Below are 18,347 nucleotides of genomic sequence, written 5' to 3' on the forward strand. Positions count from 1 at the left end.
AAGTTAACCGGTGAACCTGTCACCAGCCTGTCACAACACGCAAAGCCCTCTACACTTCATAACGGGTATAGATTTTGTTCCTGAATTGGCCGCATGTGCTGTTAGTATAATGATTAAGGCATGAACTAATTTCTTATCATTTTATATATAACAATAAGATAGAGTAGACTCTTAATGCGATTATTGATTGTTGAGGACGATGAGATCCTGGGAGAGGCTCTCCACCGACACGCCACTAAACAAGGCCATGGCGTTGATCTGGTAGCAACGGGGAATTCCGCAAACGACATTCTGAAACACACGGCCTACGATCTTGTGATTCTGGACCTTAATCTGCCGGGCCTGGGTGGTGACCGAGTGCTGGAAAATCTACGCAGCCGGAACACCAATACACCCGTATTGATACTCACCGCCCGCGACCAGATTCATGACCGGATTCAGCTTCTTGATCTTGGGGCAGACGATTACCTTACAAAACCGTTCGATTTCGGTGAGCTCGAAGCGAGAAGCCGCGCGTTGCTCAGACGTAGTCAGGGCCAAGCTGACAATACAATCACTTACGGTAACCTTGTACTGGATCGTAGCGCCTGTACAGTCACAATTGATCAGCAACCAATCGACCTTAAACAGAGAGAGTTCCGTTTACTGGAGATTTTTCTCAGTCATCTTGGACGCGTGTTGAGCAAAGAGGAGTTGCTTGACCATCTTTATTGCTTTGATGATTCCCCCAGTCCTAATGCAATTGAAACCTATGTCGCGCGGCTCAGAAAAAAACTTCAGACCAGCACCGTAGAGATCCGAACACTTCGCGGATTGGGTTATTTGTTGGACAGGGACAATGGTTGACCCGCTTAGCTACTCGATTAAGCAGCAGCTTGCAACGATGACAATTGTACTGCTGTTCATATTGGCAGCAGTGAGCTACTGGGGCGCAAACAAATATGGCCAGAGAGCGGCGCAGTTGTCCTATGACCGCCTGCTCACCGGCGCTGCATTTCAAATGGCGGAGAATATAAGGCTGCAAGACGGGCGGGTGTTGGTAGACCTGCCACGATCAGCCTTTGATACCCTCGCCCTCGCACCTGAAGATCGTGTCTTTTACTCGGTCGAGATTGTCGGTGGTAATCACTTGACTGGTTATGAAGGGCTGCCTGCGTCAAATAGTCAGGAAACTACTCCCAACGCAGAAAGTTCAGTGGGCCAACTTCCGGTGAGTTTTTTTGAGGCCATCTACAGCGATGAACCAGTCCGCTTCGTTACTGTCGAGCGTGTACTGAAGGATCTGGGAGTTGCCAAAAAAGTACGGGTTAAAATTGGCCAGACTTTGCTTGCTCGCAATGAACTAGCTGACGGTATTAGCTGGCGAGCCCTACAGGCGGCGGGTGGATTCATTGCGGTGGCTCTGGTGCTGATAATGTTTGGTATATGGCTGATTCTCCGGCCCCTGAATAAGTTGAATGCCGCATTAAGCAAACGGTCACCCGTCGATCTGAAACCCCTTACTTTGAACGTGCCACAGGAAATACGCCCACTTCTGCAGACCATTAATCATTTCATGTTGCAACTGGCGTCGACGTTGGACGGATTAAAAAGGTATACCGGGGAAGCCGCGCACCAGATTCGTACGCCCTTGGCGGGCCTGAAATCTCAGGCCCAGAATGCGATGGCAGAACATGATCCAGAATTGCGTCAGGAGCAGATCAAACGTGTGGTTGAGTGCACAGACATGCTTTCCACTACGGTCAGTCACCTCTTGATCCGAGCTCAGTTGGCACACCGTTTACGAAGTGAGTTGTTTGGTGAAGTAGCGTTGCGCAGCCTGATAGAAGAGGTCTGCCGAGAGATAGCTGTATCCGCGCTGCATCGTGGAGTGGAGGTAGCATACCTGGGAAAAGCCGAGGTTGTTGTATTGGGTGATGCGTTTTCCCTTAAACAGATGCTCCGGAATATTGTTGAAAACGCCATTAAGTACAGCCCCGAAAATAGTGTAGTTGAGGTGGACCTCCTGAGCGGCGAGGGTTTCGACGGCCCCATGCTCAGAGTCAGCGACAATGGCCCGGGAATTTCTGAAGATGAACGGGAACATGTTTTCGAGCAGTTCTATCGCAGCCCGAATAATCCGCGATCGGGAAGCGGGTTGGGGTTGGCGATAGCGCAAGAGGTTGCAGCCCACCATGATGCCCACCTGCAACTCAAGGACAACGTCCCCCACGGGCTCACAGTGGAAATTCACTTCCATCAGGAAGCAAATCGATGAAGTTTCATAGACAGTTGGTGCTGCTGTTAGTCCTCTGGGCCAGTCCGGTGGTTTCTGAAGAGGTCTTTCATTTACCTGCCATTGGCGATGAAGCGACCCTGCTGCAACTATATGCCGCTGCCGATTTTCCGGTCTTTGAGCCAGTGTTGGCAGAGTTCCAGAAGCGCCACCCTGATGTTGCAATCCGCTACTCAGAGTTTAATACACGGGTTCTCTATGAGAGCTATCTGGAAAGACTGCCTCGAAGCCCGGATCTCATATTGAGTTCCGCAATGGATCTTCAGATCAAACTGGTCAATGACGGACACGCGAGGACACACAGGTCGGATGAGACCCAGGCTTTACCAATGTGGGCCAAGTGGCGCAACGAAATCTTTGGGTTTACGTACGAACCGGTGGTAATCGCTATCAACAATAAATTTCTGTCTGAAGATCAGCAGCCGGCAACTCGTTCAGAATTGCTTGATCTTATTCGTCAGGAGAGTGATCGACTGATGGGTCGGATAGGAACCTTCGATATTGAAAACGTTGGCGTAGGGTATCTAACCTGGGCGCACGATCGTCAGCAATCGGGTAGTTATGGGCGATTGCTTGAGGCCTTTGGCACAAATCGCGCCCGACGTTTCCCGAGCAGTTCTTCCATGCTGCGAAACGTAAATGGCGGTGAGATTCTCATTGCCTATAACGTTCTTGGGTCTTATGCCAAATCCTGGGCTGAACTTTACCCTAATGTTTCTGTGGTGATGCCTGACGACTATACAGCGTTGATTATGCGCTCCGCTTTCATACCGAAAAGAGCTCCGAACCCGGAGATTGCCCATCTATTTCTGGATTTTTTACTCTCTGTTGATGGTCAGCAATTGTTGGCTGATGAAGCCGACCTGTTTCCAATTCGTGAGGAGGTGGTTGGCGAGTTACCTGCTCATTCATTAAACCAGCAGCCGGATACGCGTTTCCAGCCGATCCCTTTAAGCCTGTCGTTATTGATGTATACCGACCAGGCGAAGCGACGCTTAATATTTGAGGAGTGGGAAGCTGCAATGAGAACCTTCGACTAGTGTTCCGTGCTTCTTTTTATCATGGTATTCCAAAACGCTTTGCCAAGTTCGCTCAGAGGATTCTGGCGTAGGCGAATCAAGTGAATTGGCACGTCGTTTCTCGATGTGAAGTTCTCTATTTCCAACGGCACCAGATCGCGACACCTTAGCTCAGCTGCAACCATATGGAGCGGGATTCGCGCCCAGCCCATTCCACTGAGAATCAATGCCTTTTTCACCTGATAGTCTTTTACAAACCAGCGGCGACCACCGGAAAGTATGTTGATGTTGTCGAGTGGCGAAAGCGAACCGGTATCAGCGACCAGTATATGCGGTCGGTTACGAAGTGCGGCCTGCTTGATGATCTCTCCGTCGTTGTGGTTGATAAATTCGGGTGAGGCAACCGTCACCATGGTGACCTTTCCGATTTCAACGAAATCGTAGCGGCTGTCCAACCCGATATCCGGGCCAATTGCGACATCGGCTTTTTCCAGATGGAGCAGCTCCAGAATCCCGGATAAATGCTCTGTGGAAATCGTTAATTGTAAGTCGGGGTAACTATCGCAGAATAGCTTTATTTCGTTCAGTCTGGGAGGTAACGCACACATCGCGCTCATGGATATCGAAAGGGTAGGGGGCGCACCTTTAGCCAGATGATGGCCCAAAGTTTCCAGTTTTGTCACTTGCTTCAACAACCGCCTGGCTTCCTGGTAGAAGGTTTTCCCTTCGGCAGTCAGGACAGGGCGGTATCCCTCTCTGGTGAACAAATAAAAACCAAACTCGTCTTCCAGGGCCGCGACTGCTGCACTGATTGTTGGCTGAGTTTTATGAACATGCGAAGCCGCCGAGCGGAAGCTTCCGTGTTCCACTACTGCAATAAATGCTTTGAGCTGATCGTTGGTCATGAAAGGTATTATCGATCATATTGAAAGTAATTAATAGTTATCTTCTTTTCATTCGTCTGGCTAGTATAACGTTCTCCCAAAGCTTCTAACTTCAACCATCCACAAGGGGGACTGGTGGAGAGCGCAACACTTATTTTGCTGACGGCTGCATTGATCACCGGCTTTTCAAAGTTCTCGGTCGGTGGCATGGGCATGCTTATAGTACCGGTTCTGATGCTAGCGTACCCCGGACTAGAAGCACTGGGCATTCTGGTTCCTATTTATATATTCGCCGACCTCATAGCTGTTTTCATTTATCGCAATTCCGTGAACTGGACGGTGTTGTTTCGCCTGTTACCTTTGTTGGTGATAGGAATGGGAGTGGGGGCATGGTTCTTGTCCCAAATGAGTGGAGATCAGTTTGCCCTGTTAATCGGATCAACCATCTTAGGAATGCTGCTTCTCGGTATCTGGCTGGACTATCACGAAGCAGCATTTATGCGACACCCATTCACTGCAAAAACTGTTGGCTTGGTCGCTGGCACCATTAGCATGACAGCCAGTGCAGCCGGCCCCATACTCAGCCTATATATGATGGAACAGCGATTAGACAAGGAATCCTATGTGAGCACGCGGGCTTGGCTGTTCCTGATGATTGATCTGGCTAAGGTTCCGCTTCTATACAAACTGGGATTTGTGAACGCTGAAACCACGTTGCTGGGTTTGCAGTCTATTCCGGCGATGTTGGTCGGTGGGCTGATTGGTTATCTACTGTTGAGAAAAATGCAGTTCCAACAGTTCAAATGGCTGATTCGAATGGTGGCCGCAATTGCCGCAGTTAAAATCTTCCTGTTTTAGGGAGAATAGGAGCCTCCTTTTTGAGTCAGGAATAGAGGATCCGTCTTTCTCACCCAGGGGTGCGCTGCCAAGCGGTTCGCAAGGTGATTTTCTATAGCCGTTCTCAGCGAAACGTCATTCATTGGAAGATCGCGCGATTTACCCCGATGCTTTTTGACCTCAGGATAAAAATCCTCCGGTTTGATGTCGGCGCCGGCCTTAGCCATCGTCTCAATTTGCCGTACGACTTGGTCGAAATCATACACGCTGAAGCTTATCCGGCGCCGTTGATACGTTGATTTTGACCGCTTCAGTGCATCGGCACCCTTGGTGTAAGCCGCAGGCAGCGCCAGGATTTCTTTAAGTTTGAACGAACGTTGGCCAGCAGTTTCTGGACCCAGTTCGGCTACGTCTTTGATCTGGAGAAGCGCGATTTCCTGAACTCGCAGTCCCAGCTTGAAGCTGATCTGAACCAGTGCTGTGTTCTTTTCCGGATAACGATGCTCTTGGATAACCCACAAGAGGTGAGCGAACTGTTCGGGCGTGAGCACGCGAGCTTGGCCGGTCTTACTCATCAGAAAAGCTCCTGGTAAACCGCGGGAATGCAAAGAGAGGGCGAAACAAAAATAGACGACCACACAAAGTACTAAAGTCTGCAAAGAAATATCAGTATCTTACCCACCAACATCCACAAAAAGTGCTAAACAAACTTAAAGTAGATTCGAGAATAGGGGGTTCATTCCGGTTTCCACACAAAGTGCTAAATTCGTCGTCCAACTCGGAGTTCGAAATAGTCTCGCTGGAACCGAAAGACTGGAGTCGAGCAACAGGCCTTGTTAGTAGGGGACGCCATTAAACAAAAGCGAACATTCGCGTCGACCCGCACTAGTCCCAAAAATCCAATCAAACGCACTCACTTTTCTCCGAAGCCGGATTTTTCCAACTCTGGGTGGACCTAATACGGGGTTAGGGTCACACTATAATCAGGGGCAGTTTTCAAAGGTGCGCGTAATGAGGCCTGATAAACAACGAATCAAACCCGAATTCGAATGGGTTGATCAGCGCGGAGATGAATCGATCCGGTATTTGGATCACGGCTACCCGAGCCCTTTGGTACGTTGGCATTACCACGAGGAATACGAGCTTCACCTTATCACTGAGACTTCCGGCAAGGTCTTTGTCGGTGATTATATTGGTAACTTTTCTCCCAACAGTCTGATCCTGGTCGGTCCAAACCTGCCGCATAACTGGATCAGCCACATTGAGAAAGGAGAACGGGTGGCACTGCGTGACCGGGTGATCAACTTCTCCCATGATTTGATCAATGCCGGAGAGGCTGTATTTCCCGAAACGCGCGCTTTGGCGCCATTCTGGCAGCGGGCAGCCTATGGTATTGAATTTCTGGAGGCAACTGAGATACCAAAAGCCGTTTCGCTGTTTGAAGAGGTTGCCGAATCCACCGGGTTCCGACGTTTGACCCGCTTCTGGTCGCTGATTGAAGTCCTGGCGGCTATGAGTCACTACCGCGTACTGTCCTCTTCAACCTACCTGCCCATTACCGATGAAAAAATCCTCAACCGGCTGAATCAGGCTTTGGATCTTATTTTCGAGCACTACCACACCGGTATTTCCCTCGAAGAAGTGGCGGCTCATGTGAACGTCAGCCCTACCTATTTCTCGAAGTTCTTCAAGAAAGCCACGGGCCATCGGTTCATTGAGTTCATTAACAGTCTCCGCATAAACAAAGCCTGCGAGCACCTGGCTCACAGCGATGAACCGATCACCGAAATCTGTTTTTTGGTGGGCTTCAACAACATCGCTAACTTCAACCGTCGCTTTTACGACGTGAAGAAGATGACGCCATCGGAATATCGAAAAACCTCCCTGGATGCCCTGTACCAGAGCTGATTACTTCTGTTCTTCCACCTGTTTTTTGGTCAGTTTGCCCTTTCTAAATAATACTTTTTGGTGATAGCTGTTTCGCTAATTTTTGGGGCGAATCACCCTGATCAGCCCTGGTGGGGGGCGGCACGGGCTTCATTCAGGTGCAGAACCAGTAGTGAGGGGGAGTCATTGACAGCAAAAAAGTATAGAAAAATGACAAGGTACGTATTTGTCCGGTTTGCACATACAGCGTGTAATTGACTCATACGACAAGCCGTGCCCACACGTGGTGCGTATGGCGGGTCTACAGTAAAAAGTTCCACGATAACAGAGCATTTTGATCGACCTACTCCAAAAACAAACAGAGGTTCGAGCATGAACAAAAAACGATATCTGGCTGCTGTTATGGCAGTTGGCATGACTGCTGCCGCGTCCTCCGCTATAGCTGCGACCAAAGTGACCATTGGCACTGTGAACAATGGCGACATGGTTCGCATGCAGGGCCTCTCCGATGAATTTGAAAAACTGTATCCGCATATTGATCTCAACTGGGTGGTGCTTGAGGAAAACGTACTGCGCCAACGCCTGACGACCGATATTGCGACGGACGGTGGTCAATTTGATGTAATGACGATCGGAATGTACGAAGCACCTATCTGGGGCGAGAAGGGCTGGTTGACTCCGATGGAGGATCTCCCTTCGGATTACGACCTGGACGATATTTTCCCCTCAGTCCTTGGCGGTCTATCGTTCGACGGTACCCTGTACGCACTACCGTTCTACGCCGAAAGTTCGATGACCTTCTATCGCAAGGATCTTTTTGAAGCCAACGGGCTGAGCATGCCGCGACAGCCTTCCTGGGATCAAATGAAAACCTTCGCAGAGAAGCTCCATAAACCGGAGGAAGATCAGTACGGTATCTGCCTGCGTGGTAAAGCAGGTTGGGGCGAGAATATGGCTCTGATCACAACCATGGGTAACGCCTTTGGCGCACGCTGGTTCGATGAAAACTGGAAGCCCGAATTCACCGGTCCTGAGTGGCAGAATGCCATCAGCTTCTACGTTGACCTACTCAGCAACTATGGCCCTCCCGGTGCCAGCTCCAACGGGTTCAATGAAAACCTGGCGCTGTTCAACAGTGGCAAGTGCGCCATGTGGGTGGATGCGACTGTCGCCGGATCATTTCTTACCGACGAGTCTCAAAGCAGGGTGGCGGAACACGTCGGCTTTGCGTTGGCGCCAGAACAGGTAACGTCAAAGGGTTCTGGATGGTTGTGGGCCTGGGCCCTTGCCGTTCCAGTGAGCTCAGACTCCAAGGATGCGGCAAAAACCTTCATCACCTGGGCAACCTCTCGGGCATACAGCCAGTTGGTTGAGGAAACCTATGGCATTGCCAGTGTGCCGCCGGGCACACGCACCTCTACCTACGACAACGAGGAATATCTGGCGGCTGCGCCGTTTGCGAGCCGGACCCTGGAAGCAATCGGCAACGCGGACCCCAACAATTCCACGTTGAATCCTTCCCCCTATGTGGGCGTTCAGTTTGCGGCCATCCCTGAGTTTCAGTCGATCGCAACCCAGGTCGGCAAGCTGATCTCGGGCGCCCTGGCAGGGTCGATGTCGGTCGATCATGCACTGAAGGCAGCCCAATCGATCACCCTTCGTGAGATGACTCGGGCGCGCTACTACTCCAACTGAGTACCCGGCCAAGACGAAACACCAATAACCTGATGCAGGGACCGCCTCGGCGGGACCTGTTTGGGGTCACTGGAGAACGGATATGAAATCAACCGCTCTGAATGCAGGTCCCGCGAGCGCCGCCGCGGAACCCATGCAGGACAGTCGCCAGGGAGGTATTCGAAAGACCTCCCGCATCAATCGTTTCATGGTGTCGCCGTCGGTGATCGTCCTGGCACTGTGGATGGTGGTTCCGCTGTCCATGACCATCTACTTTTCACTGATTCGCTATAACCTGCTGTACCCCGGCGATAACGAATTTGTGGGGCTGGAAAATTTCCAGTTCTTTGTCACCGATTTCGGTTTCATGGCGGGAATGAGCAACACCCTGCTGTTGGTCGGTTCCGTGCTGTTAATCACGGTGGTTCTGGGTGTATTGATTTCACTGCTCGTAAACCAGGCATTCTGGGGGCGTGGCATCGTGCGGATCCTCCTCATTTCCCCGTTCTTTATTATGCCGACCGTGAACGCACTGATCTGGAAGAACCTGCTGCTGCACCCGGTATCCGGCGTATTTGCAGCGATCTGGAAATTTTTTGGCGCCACGCCGATTGACTGGTTTTCCGAGTTTCCGTTGTTCTCGATCATCATGATTGTGTCGTGGCAATGGCTGCCTTTTGCCATCCTGCTGCTGATGACCGCACTGCAGTCGCTGGATCAGGAACAACAGGAAGCAGCACGCCTCGACGGCGCCGGTCCCTGTGCGCTGTTCTTCCATCTCACCTTGCCGCACCTTGCTCGCCCGATCGCGGTGGTGGTGATGATCGAAACCATCTTCCTGCTGTCGATCTTCGCGGAGATCTTCACCACCACGGGCGGTGGGCCGGGTTACGAGACCACCAACCTTGCGTACCTCATCTACAGCCAGGCGCTGTTGCAGTTCGACGTTGGACTGGCCTCAGCCGGTGGTCTGATCGCCGTTGTGCTGGCCAACATTGCCGCCTTCTTTCTGGTTCGGCTGATCGGCAAAAGCCTGACAGAAAAACAATGATTCCCGGAGGTTACAACATGCTTAGCCTGAAACAACGACGTAGCCTGAACACCCTGCTTTTGGGGGTGTTGGCGTGGGGGGTGGCCCTGGCCATCTTCTTCCCGATTTTCTGGATGCTGCTGACCAGCTTCAAAACAGAAATCGATGCCTTCGCCACACCGCCGCAATTGTTCTTCTCGCCGACCCTCGAGAATTACACGCTGGTTAATGAACGCAGTGACTATCTGCACTTTGCCTGGAATTCGGTGGTGGTGTCTTTCGGCTCCACGATCATCGGAATGATGCTCGCCGTACCCGCCGCCTATTCCATGGCCTTTTTTGAGACCAAGCGTACCAAAGGGACACTGCTGTGGATGCTGTCCACCAAAATGCTACCGCCGGTTGGCGTGCTGGTGCCGATCTATCTGATTTTCAAAGATACCGGTTTGCTCGATACCAAAACCGGACTGGTGATCATCTACACCCTGATCAATCTGCCGATCATGATCTGGATGGCCTACACCTATTTCAAAGAGATTCCCAAAGAAGTACTTGAGGCAGCTCGCATGGACGGCTCCTCGCTTTTCCAGGAGCTCTGGCGGGTGCTGCTGCCCATGAGCAAGGGCGGTCTGGCGGCAACCGTGCTGTTGTCACTGATCCTGAGTTGGAACGAGGCGTTCTGGTCACTCAACCTCACGGCCTCGGAAGCGGCCCCGTTGACGGCGCTGATTGCATCCTATTCGAGCCCGGAGGGCCTTTTCTGGGCCAAATTGTCAGCGGTATCGACTCTCGCCTGTGCCCCCATTCTTATCTTTGGCTGGATCAGCCAGAAACAGCTGGTTCGCGGTCTGTCTTTTGGCGCCGTCAAATAACGGAGATTACTCTCATGGCTAACTTAACAATAAAAAACCTTAAGAAATCCTTCGAAGCGACTGAAATTCTTAAAGGTATTGATCTTGAAATCAAAGACAACGAATTCGTGGTCTTCGTTGGTCCTTCAGGTTGTGGCAAGTCCACACTGCTACGGTCCATCGCCGGATTGGAAGAGGTCACTAGCGGCCATATCCTGCTGGACCACAAAGAGATCACGGATCTGGCCCCTGCCAAACGGAATCTGGCAATGGTGTTCCAGAGTTACGCCCTTTACCCACACATGTCTGTGCGCAAGAACATGTCTTTTGCGTTGGAGTTGGCGAAAGAGAAAAAAGACGTTATTAACCAAAAAGTCGCGGAAGCGGCTCGCATTCTGGAACTTGAACCCCTTCTGGATCGCAAACCAAAAGAACTGTCGGGCGGCCAGCGGCAGCGAGTAGCCATTGGGCGTGCAATCGTGCGCCAGCCGAAGGTGTTCCTGTTCGACGAGCCGCTATCGAATCTGGATGCCGCGCTGCGGGTGCAGATGCGCCTTGAACTGGCGCGGCTTCACCACGACCTGAATGCCACCATGATTTACGTAACCCATGACCAGGTCGAGGCCATGACGCTGGCGGACAAAGTAGTGGTGTTGCGGCACGGGCAGATTGAGCAGGTGGGCACACCTCTGGAACTGTATCGCAACCCCGCCAATCGATTTGTGGCCGGGTTCCTGGGCATGCCGAAGATGAGTTTTCTGCCGGGCACGGTAACCGCGCTCGATGCGTCAAGTGTCACAGTTGAGCTGACGTTCGGTGGTTCGGTGACCTTGCCTGCGGCCGGCGAACACCTGCGTCGTGGTAGTGAGGTCACCGTAGGTGTCCGCCCGGAGAACATTGATCTGGTTGATGCCAGCGAGGCTTCACTGACCGGCTTCATGGATATCGCCGAAAATCTGGGCAGCGATACTTACTGCTATGTGAAGACGGACGGGCAGGAGACACTGACGGTCCGTATGCCCGGCAATTTCACCTGCAATTACGGTGATCGTATCGGTCTGCAGCTGCACGCGGATGAATGTCATTTGTTCGACGAACACGGCAACGCCATTCAGAAACCCACCCAAATGGCAGCGTGACAGCTTATGAGACTGAATAATTCAGCATTGGACCAGTTAAGCCCGGCGGTGTCCGTGCCTGCCTATGATCGGTCAAAACTTCGGCACGGCATCGTTCACATTGGCGTGGGCGGATTTCACCGCTCCCATGAAGCGGTCTACACTCATCAGTTGTTGCAGGCCGGCGGGAGCGGAGATTGGTCGATTTGCGGTGTGGGACTGCGTGAAGGCGATCGAGCCATGCAGCAGGTGTTATCCGGGCAGGACTACCTCTACACCCTGATCGAACTGGGCGCCGACAACACCAATGCACTGAGCGTTATTGGCTCCATCACGGATTTCCTGTTTGCGCCTGAGGAGCAGGACGCCGTGATCGAAAAACTGGCGAGCCCGCAGGTGAAAATTGTTTCACTGACCATCACTGAGGGTGGTTATAACGTTGATGACAATACCGGTCGCTTCAACGAAAGCCATCCGGATATCCTGCACGACCTTGAAAACCCACAGCAGCCGCGAACTGTATTCGGTTACCTGAGCAAAGCGTTGGACCTGCGCCGGGCGCGCAATCTGCCGCCGTTCACGGTGATGTCTTGCGACAATTTGCCCGAGAATGGCCACGTTGCACGTTCAGCCTTGCTGGCTTTTGCCAACCTCAGGGATGCTGAGCTGGCAAGCTGGATTGATGCCAAGGTCAGCTTTCCGAGCAGCATGGTTGACCGCATCACACCGGGAACTAACGACAAACACCGCCAGTGGCTGACGGCGAATTACGATCTCGAAGACGGCTGGCCAGTAATCTGCGAGCCCTTTTACCAATGGGTGCTCGAGGATGACTTCTGCAACGGTCGCCCGGAGTGGGAAAAGGTCGGCGTTCAGTTCACGGACAACGTAGCACCGTACGAACGCATGAAAATTCGCCTGCTGAATGCCAGCCACTCTGCTATGGCGTATCTCGGGTATCTGGCCGGTTATCGTTACACCCACGAGGTGATGGCCGATGAGCGGTTCAGTCACTTTATCCGCAGCTTTATGGACGAGGACGTAACGCCGATCCTGGGCGAAATCTCCGGCATCGATATTACCGCCTATAAGCAGACCCTGATCGAGCGCTTCTCCAATCCTCAAATGGGCGACCAGCTGGCTCGCCTTTGTATGGATGGCTCCAGCAAAATTCCAAAGTTTTTGGTGCCGACGGTTCAGACGCTGGTGAGCGAAGGCCGACCGCTGTCACGGGTGGCCATGATCATTGCCAGCTGGGCGCTTTACCTCCGAGGCCTAGATGAGCAGGGCCAGCGCCACGAGATTAACGATCCGATGGCTGCGCGGCTGCAATCGGCCGTTGAAGACAGGGCCAAGCTGTCCCCGGAATTCCTGAGGATGGCGGACATTTTCGGGACCACGCTCGCCAGCTCCAGCGACTTTGAAGAGGCCTTTGATGCGGCACTCGACAAGCTGGAAACCAACGGTGTTTTTGCAGGCCTTCAGTCACTTCAAGACGCCTGAAGTATCAGGGAGCACAGATATGAACGCACTGGGCACATCCATGTCCTGGAGCAAGCTTGAACAACTCGCCAATGAGACCGGGAACGATCGGATCGCGGATTATTTCAGAGCCGATCCGGATCGTTTCGAGAAGATGACTCTGCGTGTGGGCGAGCTGTTTCTGGATTATTCCAAGAACAAAATCTCGCCGCAGGTAATGGACGCTCTACTAGAAATGGTCGAACACTCGCCGCTGCAACGGCGCCGGGAACAGATGTTTTCCGGGGCTGCCATCAACGTCACCGAAGAGCGTCCCGTGCTGCACATAGCTCTGCGAAACCTCGGTGATAAGCCGATTTTGGTCAATGGCCGCGACGTAATGGCGGACGTCCGGGCCAGCCTGGAAAAGCTTAAATCGTTTACCGAGCAGGTCAGGAGCGGGCAATGGCTGGGCTACACCGGCAAACGCATTCGGGACGTTGTAAATATCGGGATTGGCGGTTCAGACCTTGGGCCCAGCATGGTGTGCCGGGCGCTGCTTGATTATCAGCACCCGGACCTCAGCATTCACTTTATGTCCAACGTCGACGGCCGGCACCTGAAGAAGTTGCTGAAAGGGCTGGACCCGGAAACCACGCTGTTCGTTGTTTCAACCAAGACCTTCTCTACCCAGGAAACCCTGTTAAACGCCAACAGCGCCAAGCGCTGGTTCCAGGAGCAGACCCAGAGCACCGCGGCCGACATGGGCCAGCATTTTGTAGCGGTTTCGACCAATATCACGGCGGCGACGGAATTCGGCATCCGCGAGGACAGCATCTTCGAATTCTGGGACTGGGTGGGTGGGCGCTATTCGCTCTGGTCGAGCATCGGCTTGCCCATTGCCTTGAGCATCGGGTACGACGCGTTTATCGATCTGCTCGACGGCGCCTTCACCATGGACCAGCACTTCCTGAGCGCGCCGCTGGAATCGAACATGCCAGTCCTTCTGGCCCTTATCGGTATCTGGAACATCAATTTCCTGCGCGCCGAAACCCAGGCAATCATTCCTTACGATCAGGCCTTGCACCAACTGCCGGCATTCCTACAGCAGCTGGATATGGAGAGCAATGGCAAGTCCGTGGACATTGATGGCAATCCGGTCGGTCATGCCACCGGTCCCATTGTTTGGGGGCAAACCGGTTCCAACGGCCAGCATGCATTTTTTCAACTGCTTCATCAGGGCACTCGTTTCGTACCCATCGACTTCATTGCGACTCTGAAACCCGATAGGGAGACCAGAGGTCATCACTTTGCCCTGCTAACCAACATGTTGGCACAAGCCAATGCCTTTATGAATGGCGACGCTCAGAACGATCAATACGCCAGTTGTCCTGGCAATCGCCCAAGCAACGTGCTTCTGATCGACGAATTGACGCCCCGAAATCTTGGCGCCCTGATTGCCCTATACGAACACAAGGTATTCGTGCAGGGTGCCATCTGGAACATCAATTCCTTTGATCAGTGGGGAGTTCAGCTTGGGAAACGGCTGGCCAACGATATCAGCCGTGATATTGAACAAAAGACGGACGGGTACGATTCGTCAACGCGGGGGCTTATGGAAATTGTCAAAAAGCATCTGCACACAGGTACAGCCGATTCGGACCCAGCGATGGAAGAGGGGAGCAGTCAATGATCAAGGTTATTTCATTCGGTGAAGCCCTGGTGGACATGCTCTCAAGCAGGGTGGGTGAAGACCAATCTGAACACTCTGGTTCTGTAAACGAACGCTTCACAAAGTTTCCGGGTGGTGCACCGGCAAACGTAGCGGCCGCAATCGGTAAGCTCGGCGGATACAGCTATTTCGCCGGCAAGGTGGGCGCTGACATGTTCGGTGATTTTCTCATTGAGTCGCTGGAAGCCTTGGATGTGCGAACAGATTATGTGAAGCAAACCAGCGAGGCGAAAACCGCCTTGGCCTTTGTGTCACTGGATAGCACCGGTGAGCGAAGCTTTGAGTTTTACCGGGGACCGTCGGCGGACCTTTTATTCACCCCAAATGAGTTTCAGCCAGAATGGTTCAACGGCCAAGGCATTTTCCATTTTTGCTCCAACACGTTGACTGAACCTGGCATTCTGGAAGCAACCCAGGCAGGACTGGAAAAGGCTAGAGCAGCTGGATGGCTGGTGAGCTTTGACATGAACCTCAGAAATAACCTCTGGCCCAAAGGCACAGATGCATTTGCTCCGGTGTGGGCCTGTGTAGAGCAAGCCGATCTTGTAAAGCTATCCACCGAAGAACTGACTTTTCTATGTAGAGATAAGAACGAAACTGAGGTATTGCAGCGAATCTTAAACTCGAGAGCTTCTTTAGTGTTGGTCACGGATGGCGAAAAACCACTGCGTTACTTCACCCCATGCCATTACGGCTCCATCGAGCCACGAAACGTCCAGATGGTTGATAGCACCGCCGCTGGCGATGCGTTCATTGGTGGGCTGCTCTATCAGCTGTCGGATCGGGATATAACCGCTGCCAATCTTAAGGCGTTGGGCGAAGACCCCGAAAAACTCGATGACATACTGACCTTTGCCAGTGCCTGTGGTGCTCACGCGGTAACTCATGCTGGAGCCTTCACTTCTTTGCCAAACCTCGAGGAAGTTTCGGCTTACCTATCCTGATAGGGACACGCGCGACGCAGCGTGATCAGGGTTACGATGCTTCAAACGAAGGTGTTAGATTCGCTCTGGATGATTTCGTGGGCCTGGTAGAGGTTCAGCAGGCCCGAGCCACACAAAAGGCGCTCTGCAGACACGCGGCCGAAGCGGGCTTTTAGTAGTTTTAGGATGGCCACTTCCATGTCATCTGTCGGTGCAAAGTCCACATCTCCACCCAGAGTCGTCAGCGGTGCCCAGCCCTCTTTGAGGGGTACCAGCCCCGATACGCCCAGTCCGGTTCCCGGACCTATTACAAGCCTGGGACGTCGCCCGTCGCCGGGTCCGCCACAGACATGAACCAGCTTGTCCGCACTAACATGCGGAATTCCCAGAGCCATGCCGGTGAAGTCATTGATGACCTTGAGGCTGCTCCAGCCGAAACAACGTCGCACTTCCCCGCTGTTGAAATGCCAGTGGCTGTTGGTCATCCTCACCCGGGTGACGGACACAGGCGGCGCCACCGCCAGGCAGACCTCCTGCACGGTTTCCACGCCGCTCCGTCGAAGGTAATCGCTGCAGGGCAGAACCTCGATCGCTTCCGGCGTTACCTCACCGGACCGGATCAGGGCGAAGCGAGCATTCGTGCCGCCGATATCGCCGACTAGTGAATAGTGGTCTGTGGTCATGCGTCATGATTCCAGAAAAAGCTGGCACCTTCCTCCGCGGTGCTAGCGGCCTTACGCATCCAGCCAAACAGCTCCCGCCCCAGGCCATGACGGTTGGCAACCAGATCTGGCTTCCCGACGGGCCGCTGGGCAAGCTCGGATGCCGGAACATTCACCTCAAGCACACCCCTAACCGCATCCAGAGTGATCACGTCACCGCTTTTCACTCTGGACAGCGGACCATCATTGGCCGCTTCGGGATAGACGTGGATCGCTGCGGGTACCTTGCCGGATGCTCCCGACATTCTGCCGTCTGTCACCAGGCCCACTTTGAAACCGCGGTCCTGCAACACACCCAGATAGGGAGTGAGCTTGTGCAACTCCGGCATGCCATTGGCCTTCGGGCCCTGGAAGCGAACCACCACAATGCAGTCCCGGTCCAGATCACCGGCCTCGAACGCGGCTTTCAGCTCATTCTGATCGTCAAAAACGACCGCCGGTGCTTTCACATTGCGGTGCTCCTCGGCAACGGCAGACACCTTGATGACGCCCCGGCCGAGGTTGCCATCCAGAACCCGCAGGCCGCCATCCGGGGCAAACGGCGATGTCGCCGGGCTGAGCACCTCCGGCCAGGCAGTTTCTTTTAGAGCGGGTTTCCAGACCAGTTTGTCACCGTCCATCTCCGGCATTTGCGCATACCGCTCAAGACCGTGGCCGACCACGGTTTCCACATCGTTGTGCAGCAGCCCGGCATCGAGCAATTCACGGATCAGGAAAGGCGTACCACCGGCGTCATGGAAGGCATTGATGTCTTCCTGGCCGTTGGGATAGATCCGGGTCATGGACGGCACTGCCGACGACAGCTCGGCAAAGTCGTTCCAGTCAATGATAATACCTGCCGCCCGCGCAATAGCGATCCAGTGAATCGTGTGGTTGGTGGAACCGCCGGTGACCAGCAAGGCGATCAGAGCGTTCACGATGCTTTTCTCGTCCACCATGTCGCCCAGGCCAAGCTGACCTCCGTGGGGCTTTGACAGCCGAATAACCTGCTCCGTCGCGGCACGGGTCAGCGCATCCCGCAGAGGAGTGCCCGGATTCACAAAAGCCGACCCCGGCAGATGCAGCCCCATCACTTCCACCAATAGCTGGTTGCTGTTGGCCGTGCCGTAGAAGGTGCAGGTACCAGGACTATGGTAGGACTTCGATTCCGCTTCAAGCAGCTCGTCCTTACCGACCTTACCTTCGGCATACAACTGGCGAATACGCTGTTTTTCCTTGTTGGGCAGCCCGGAAGGCATTGGGCCTGCGGGTACCAGCACCGTTGGGAGATATCCAAAACTGAGCGAACCAATCAGCAGGCCCGGCACAATCTTGTCGCAGATGCCGAGTAGCAGCGTGGCATCAAACATGTTGTGGCTCAGCGCCACGGACGTGCTCATGGCAATGGTATCGCGGGAAAATAGGCTCAGTTCCATACCCGGCTGACCCTGGGTCACACCGTCACACATGGCCGGCGTACCACCGGCAAACTGGGCCACCGACCCCATACCATTGGCTGCCTCGCGGATAACATCCGGGAAATCTTTGTAGGGTTGGTGCGCGGACAGCATGTCGTTATAAGCCGACACAATCGCCACGTTGGCCTTGTTCATGAACTTGAGCGTGTCCTTGTCGGACTGGTTACAGGCGGCAAAACCGTGCGCCAGGTTGCCGCAGGAAAGCGAGCTGCGATGTGGCGATTGCGCCTTCAGCGCTTCCATCCGCTGCAGATAGTCCTGCCGGGAGCCGCGGCTGCGCTCAATGATGCGCCGGGTAACCGCGTCTATGGTGGGGTGCATAGTGGGTCTCCTGAAATGTCGTTATTTAGATGCCTTTAAATTACGTAAGTTTACTGTCTTTTTTTGCCTATTTCACCCGTATAGCATTCATTTTTCCAGTTTATATTGTTATATTTACTACATAAATGAAAAAAACGAACAATAAACAACCAGATT

The 18,347-nt window shown here is 53.3% G+C and carries 15 protein-coding genes and 1 pseudogene; 12 read left to right on the plus strand and 4 right to left on the minus strand.

Features of this window, described 5'->3' with window-relative positions; translation table 11 throughout:
• The first annotated feature begins 174 nt into the window (after positions 1-174).
• The 3 genes from ACN0V1_RS13270 to ACN0V1_RS13280 are packed head-to-tail and all read left to right on the plus strand — an operon-like array spanning position 175 to position 3,315.
• A complete protein-coding gene (locus ACN0V1_RS13270) occupies positions 175-846 on the plus strand; it encodes a response regulator transcription factor (RefSeq protein WP_417545454.1) in 672 nt (223 codons plus the stop codon).
• A 37-nt stretch (positions 847-883) separates the two neighbouring features.
• Positions 884-2,257: a sensor histidine kinase gene (locus tag ACN0V1_RS13275; protein ID WP_417545455.1), complete on the plus strand. Its 1,374-nt coding sequence runs from the start codon at positions 884-886 to the stop codon at positions 2,255-2,257.
• On the plus strand, positions 2,254-3,315 hold the full coding sequence (locus tag ACN0V1_RS13280; RefSeq protein WP_417545456.1) for an extracellular solute-binding protein: 1,062 nt from the start codon (positions 2,254-2,256) through the stop codon (positions 3,313-3,315). Before ACN0V1_RS13275 ends, ACN0V1_RS13280 begins: the two co-directional genes overlap by 4 nt.
• Here the strand turns inward: ACN0V1_RS13280 and ACN0V1_RS13285 are convergent.
• Positions 3,312-4,199, minus strand: coding sequence for a LysR family transcriptional regulator (locus tag ACN0V1_RS13285; RefSeq protein ID WP_417545457.1), 888 nt, complete (start codon positions 4,197-4,199; stop codon positions 3,312-3,314). The genes ACN0V1_RS13280 and ACN0V1_RS13285 overlap by 4 nt on opposite strands.
• 114 nt (positions 4,200-4,313) lie before the next feature.
• Here ACN0V1_RS13285 and ACN0V1_RS13290 point away from each other — a divergent pair, with 114 nt between their 5' ends.
• Positions 4,314-5,036, plus strand: a complete 723-nt coding sequence (locus ACN0V1_RS13290) for a sulfite exporter TauE/SafE family protein (protein WP_417545458.1) — start codon at positions 4,314-4,316, stop codon at positions 5,034-5,036.
• Here the strand turns inward: ACN0V1_RS13290 and ACN0V1_RS13295 are convergent.
• Positions 5,033-5,590 carry a hypothetical protein gene (locus tag ACN0V1_RS13295; RefSeq protein ID WP_417545459.1) on the minus strand — a complete coding sequence of 186 codons (558 nt, stop codon included), beginning with the start codon at positions 5,588-5,590 and terminating at the stop codon, positions 5,033-5,035. The genes ACN0V1_RS13290 and ACN0V1_RS13295 overlap by 4 nt on opposite strands.
• Before the next feature lie 436 nt (positions 5,591-6,026).
• On the opposite strand from ACN0V1_RS13295, the gene ACN0V1_RS13300 reads away from it, so the two are divergent.
• The 8 genes from ACN0V1_RS13300 to ACN0V1_RS13335 all read left to right on the plus strand — a co-directional run bounded on the left by ACN0V1_RS13300 (position 6,027) and on the right by ACN0V1_RS13335 (position 15,712).
• Positions 6,027-6,923 carry an AraC family transcriptional regulator gene (locus tag ACN0V1_RS13300; RefSeq protein WP_144776852.1) on the plus strand — a complete coding sequence of 299 codons (897 nt, stop codon included), beginning with the start codon at positions 6,027-6,029 and terminating at the stop codon, positions 6,921-6,923.
• A gap of 381 nt (positions 6,924-7,304) precedes the next feature.
• Complete coding sequence (locus tag ACN0V1_RS13305; RefSeq protein WP_417545556.1) at positions 7,305-8,597, plus strand: ABC transporter substrate-binding protein; 1,293 nt, start codon at positions 7,305-7,307, stop codon at positions 8,595-8,597.
• 133 nt (positions 8,598-8,730) lie between these two features.
• Positions 8,731-9,627, plus strand: coding sequence for a carbohydrate ABC transporter permease (locus ACN0V1_RS13310; protein WP_222120494.1), 897 nt, complete (start codon positions 8,731-8,733; stop codon positions 9,625-9,627).
• 17 nt (positions 9,628-9,644) lie between these two features.
• Positions 9,645-10,478: a carbohydrate ABC transporter permease gene (locus tag ACN0V1_RS13315; RefSeq protein ID WP_144776849.1), complete on the plus strand. Its 834-nt coding sequence runs from the start codon at positions 9,645-9,647 to the stop codon at positions 10,476-10,478.
• Between the two features lie 14 nt (positions 10,479-10,492).
• Positions 10,493-11,596, plus strand: a complete 1,104-nt coding sequence (locus tag ACN0V1_RS13320; RefSeq protein ID WP_144776848.1) for an ABC transporter ATP-binding protein — start codon at positions 10,493-10,495, stop codon at positions 11,594-11,596.
• Positions 11,597-11,602: 6 nt separating this feature from the next.
• Positions 11,603-13,078: a mannitol dehydrogenase family protein gene (locus ACN0V1_RS13325; protein WP_417545460.1), complete on the plus strand. Its 1,476-nt coding sequence runs from the start codon at positions 11,603-11,605 to the stop codon at positions 13,076-13,078.
• Positions 13,011-14,729: a glucose-6-phosphate isomerase gene (pgi, locus tag ACN0V1_RS13330; protein ID WP_417545461.1), complete on the plus strand. Its 1,719-nt coding sequence runs from the start codon at positions 13,011-13,013 to the stop codon at positions 14,727-14,729. Before ACN0V1_RS13325 ends, pgi begins: the two co-directional genes overlap by 68 nt.
• Positions 14,726-15,712: a carbohydrate kinase family protein gene (locus ACN0V1_RS13335; RefSeq protein WP_417545462.1), complete on the plus strand. Its 987-nt coding sequence runs from the start codon at positions 14,726-14,728 to the stop codon at positions 15,710-15,712. Before pgi ends, ACN0V1_RS13335 begins: the two co-directional genes overlap by 4 nt.
• Positions 15,713-15,777: 65 nt before the next feature.
• Here the strand turns inward: ACN0V1_RS13335 and ACN0V1_RS13340 are convergent.
• Both ACN0V1_RS13340 and edd read right to left on the minus strand, forming a co-directional pair.
• A pseudogene (locus ACN0V1_RS13340) lies at positions 15,778-16,374 on the minus strand (glucokinase); the annotation flags it as partial.
• On the minus strand, positions 16,371-18,191 hold the full coding sequence (gene edd / locus ACN0V1_RS13345) for a phosphogluconate dehydratase (RefSeq protein WP_144776844.1): 1,821 nt from the start codon (positions 18,189-18,191) through the stop codon (positions 16,371-16,373). The gene edd and the pseudogene ACN0V1_RS13340, both read right to left, overlap by 4 nt.
• Positions 18,192-18,347 lie beyond the last annotated feature (156 nt).

The sequence above is a fragment of the Marinobacter sp. genome (assembly GCF_048266785.1).
GTDB lineage: Bacteria > Pseudomonadota > Gammaproteobacteria > Pseudomonadales > Oleiphilaceae > Marinobacter.

Coding starts and splice junctions, on each gene's coding strand:
- ACN0V1_RS13270 (WP_417545454.1), top strand. CDS start 175: ATGCGATTATTGATTGTTGAGGACGATGAGATCCTGGGAGAGGCTCTC.
- ACN0V1_RS13275 (WP_417545455.1), top strand. CDS start 884: ATGACAATTGTACTGCTGTTCATATTGGCAGCAGTGAGCTACTGGGGC.
- ACN0V1_RS13280 (WP_417545456.1), top strand. CDS start 2,254: ATGAAGTTTCATAGACAGTTGGTGCTGCTGTTAGTCCTCTGGGCCAGT.
- ACN0V1_RS13285 (WP_417545457.1), bottom strand. CDS start 4,199: ATGACCAACGATCAGCTCAAAGCATTTATTGCAGTAGTGGAACACGGA.
- ACN0V1_RS13295 (WP_417545459.1), bottom strand. CDS start 5,590: ATGAGTAAGACCGGCCAAGCTCGCGTGCTCACGCCCGAACAGTTCGCT.
- ACN0V1_RS13300 (WP_144776852.1), top strand. CDS start 6,027: ATGAGGCCTGATAAACAACGAATCAAACCCGAATTCGAATGGGTTGAT.
- ACN0V1_RS13305 (WP_417545556.1), top strand. CDS start 7,305: ATGGCAGTTGGCATGACTGCTGCCGCGTCCTCCGCTATAGCTGCGACC.
- ACN0V1_RS13310 (WP_222120494.1), top strand. CDS start 8,731: ATGCAGGACAGTCGCCAGGGAGGTATTCGAAAGACCTCCCGCATCAAT.
- ACN0V1_RS13315 (WP_144776849.1), top strand. CDS start 9,645: ATGCTTAGCCTGAAACAACGACGTAGCCTGAACACCCTGCTTTTGGGG.
- ACN0V1_RS13320 (WP_144776848.1), top strand. CDS start 10,493: ATGGCTAACTTAACAATAAAAAACCTTAAGAAATCCTTCGAAGCGACT.
- ACN0V1_RS13325 (WP_417545460.1), top strand. CDS start 11,603: ATGAGACTGAATAATTCAGCATTGGACCAGTTAAGCCCGGCGGTGTCC.
- pgi (WP_417545461.1), top strand. CDS start 13,011: ATGCGGCACTCGACAAGCTGGAAACCAACGGTGTTTTTGCAGGCCTTC.
- ACN0V1_RS13335 (WP_417545462.1), top strand. CDS start 14,726: ATGATCAAGGTTATTTCATTCGGTGAAGCCCTGGTGGACATGCTCTCA.
- edd (WP_144776844.1), bottom strand. CDS start 18,191: ATGCACCCCACCATAGACGCGGTTACCCGGCGCATCATTGAGCGCAGC.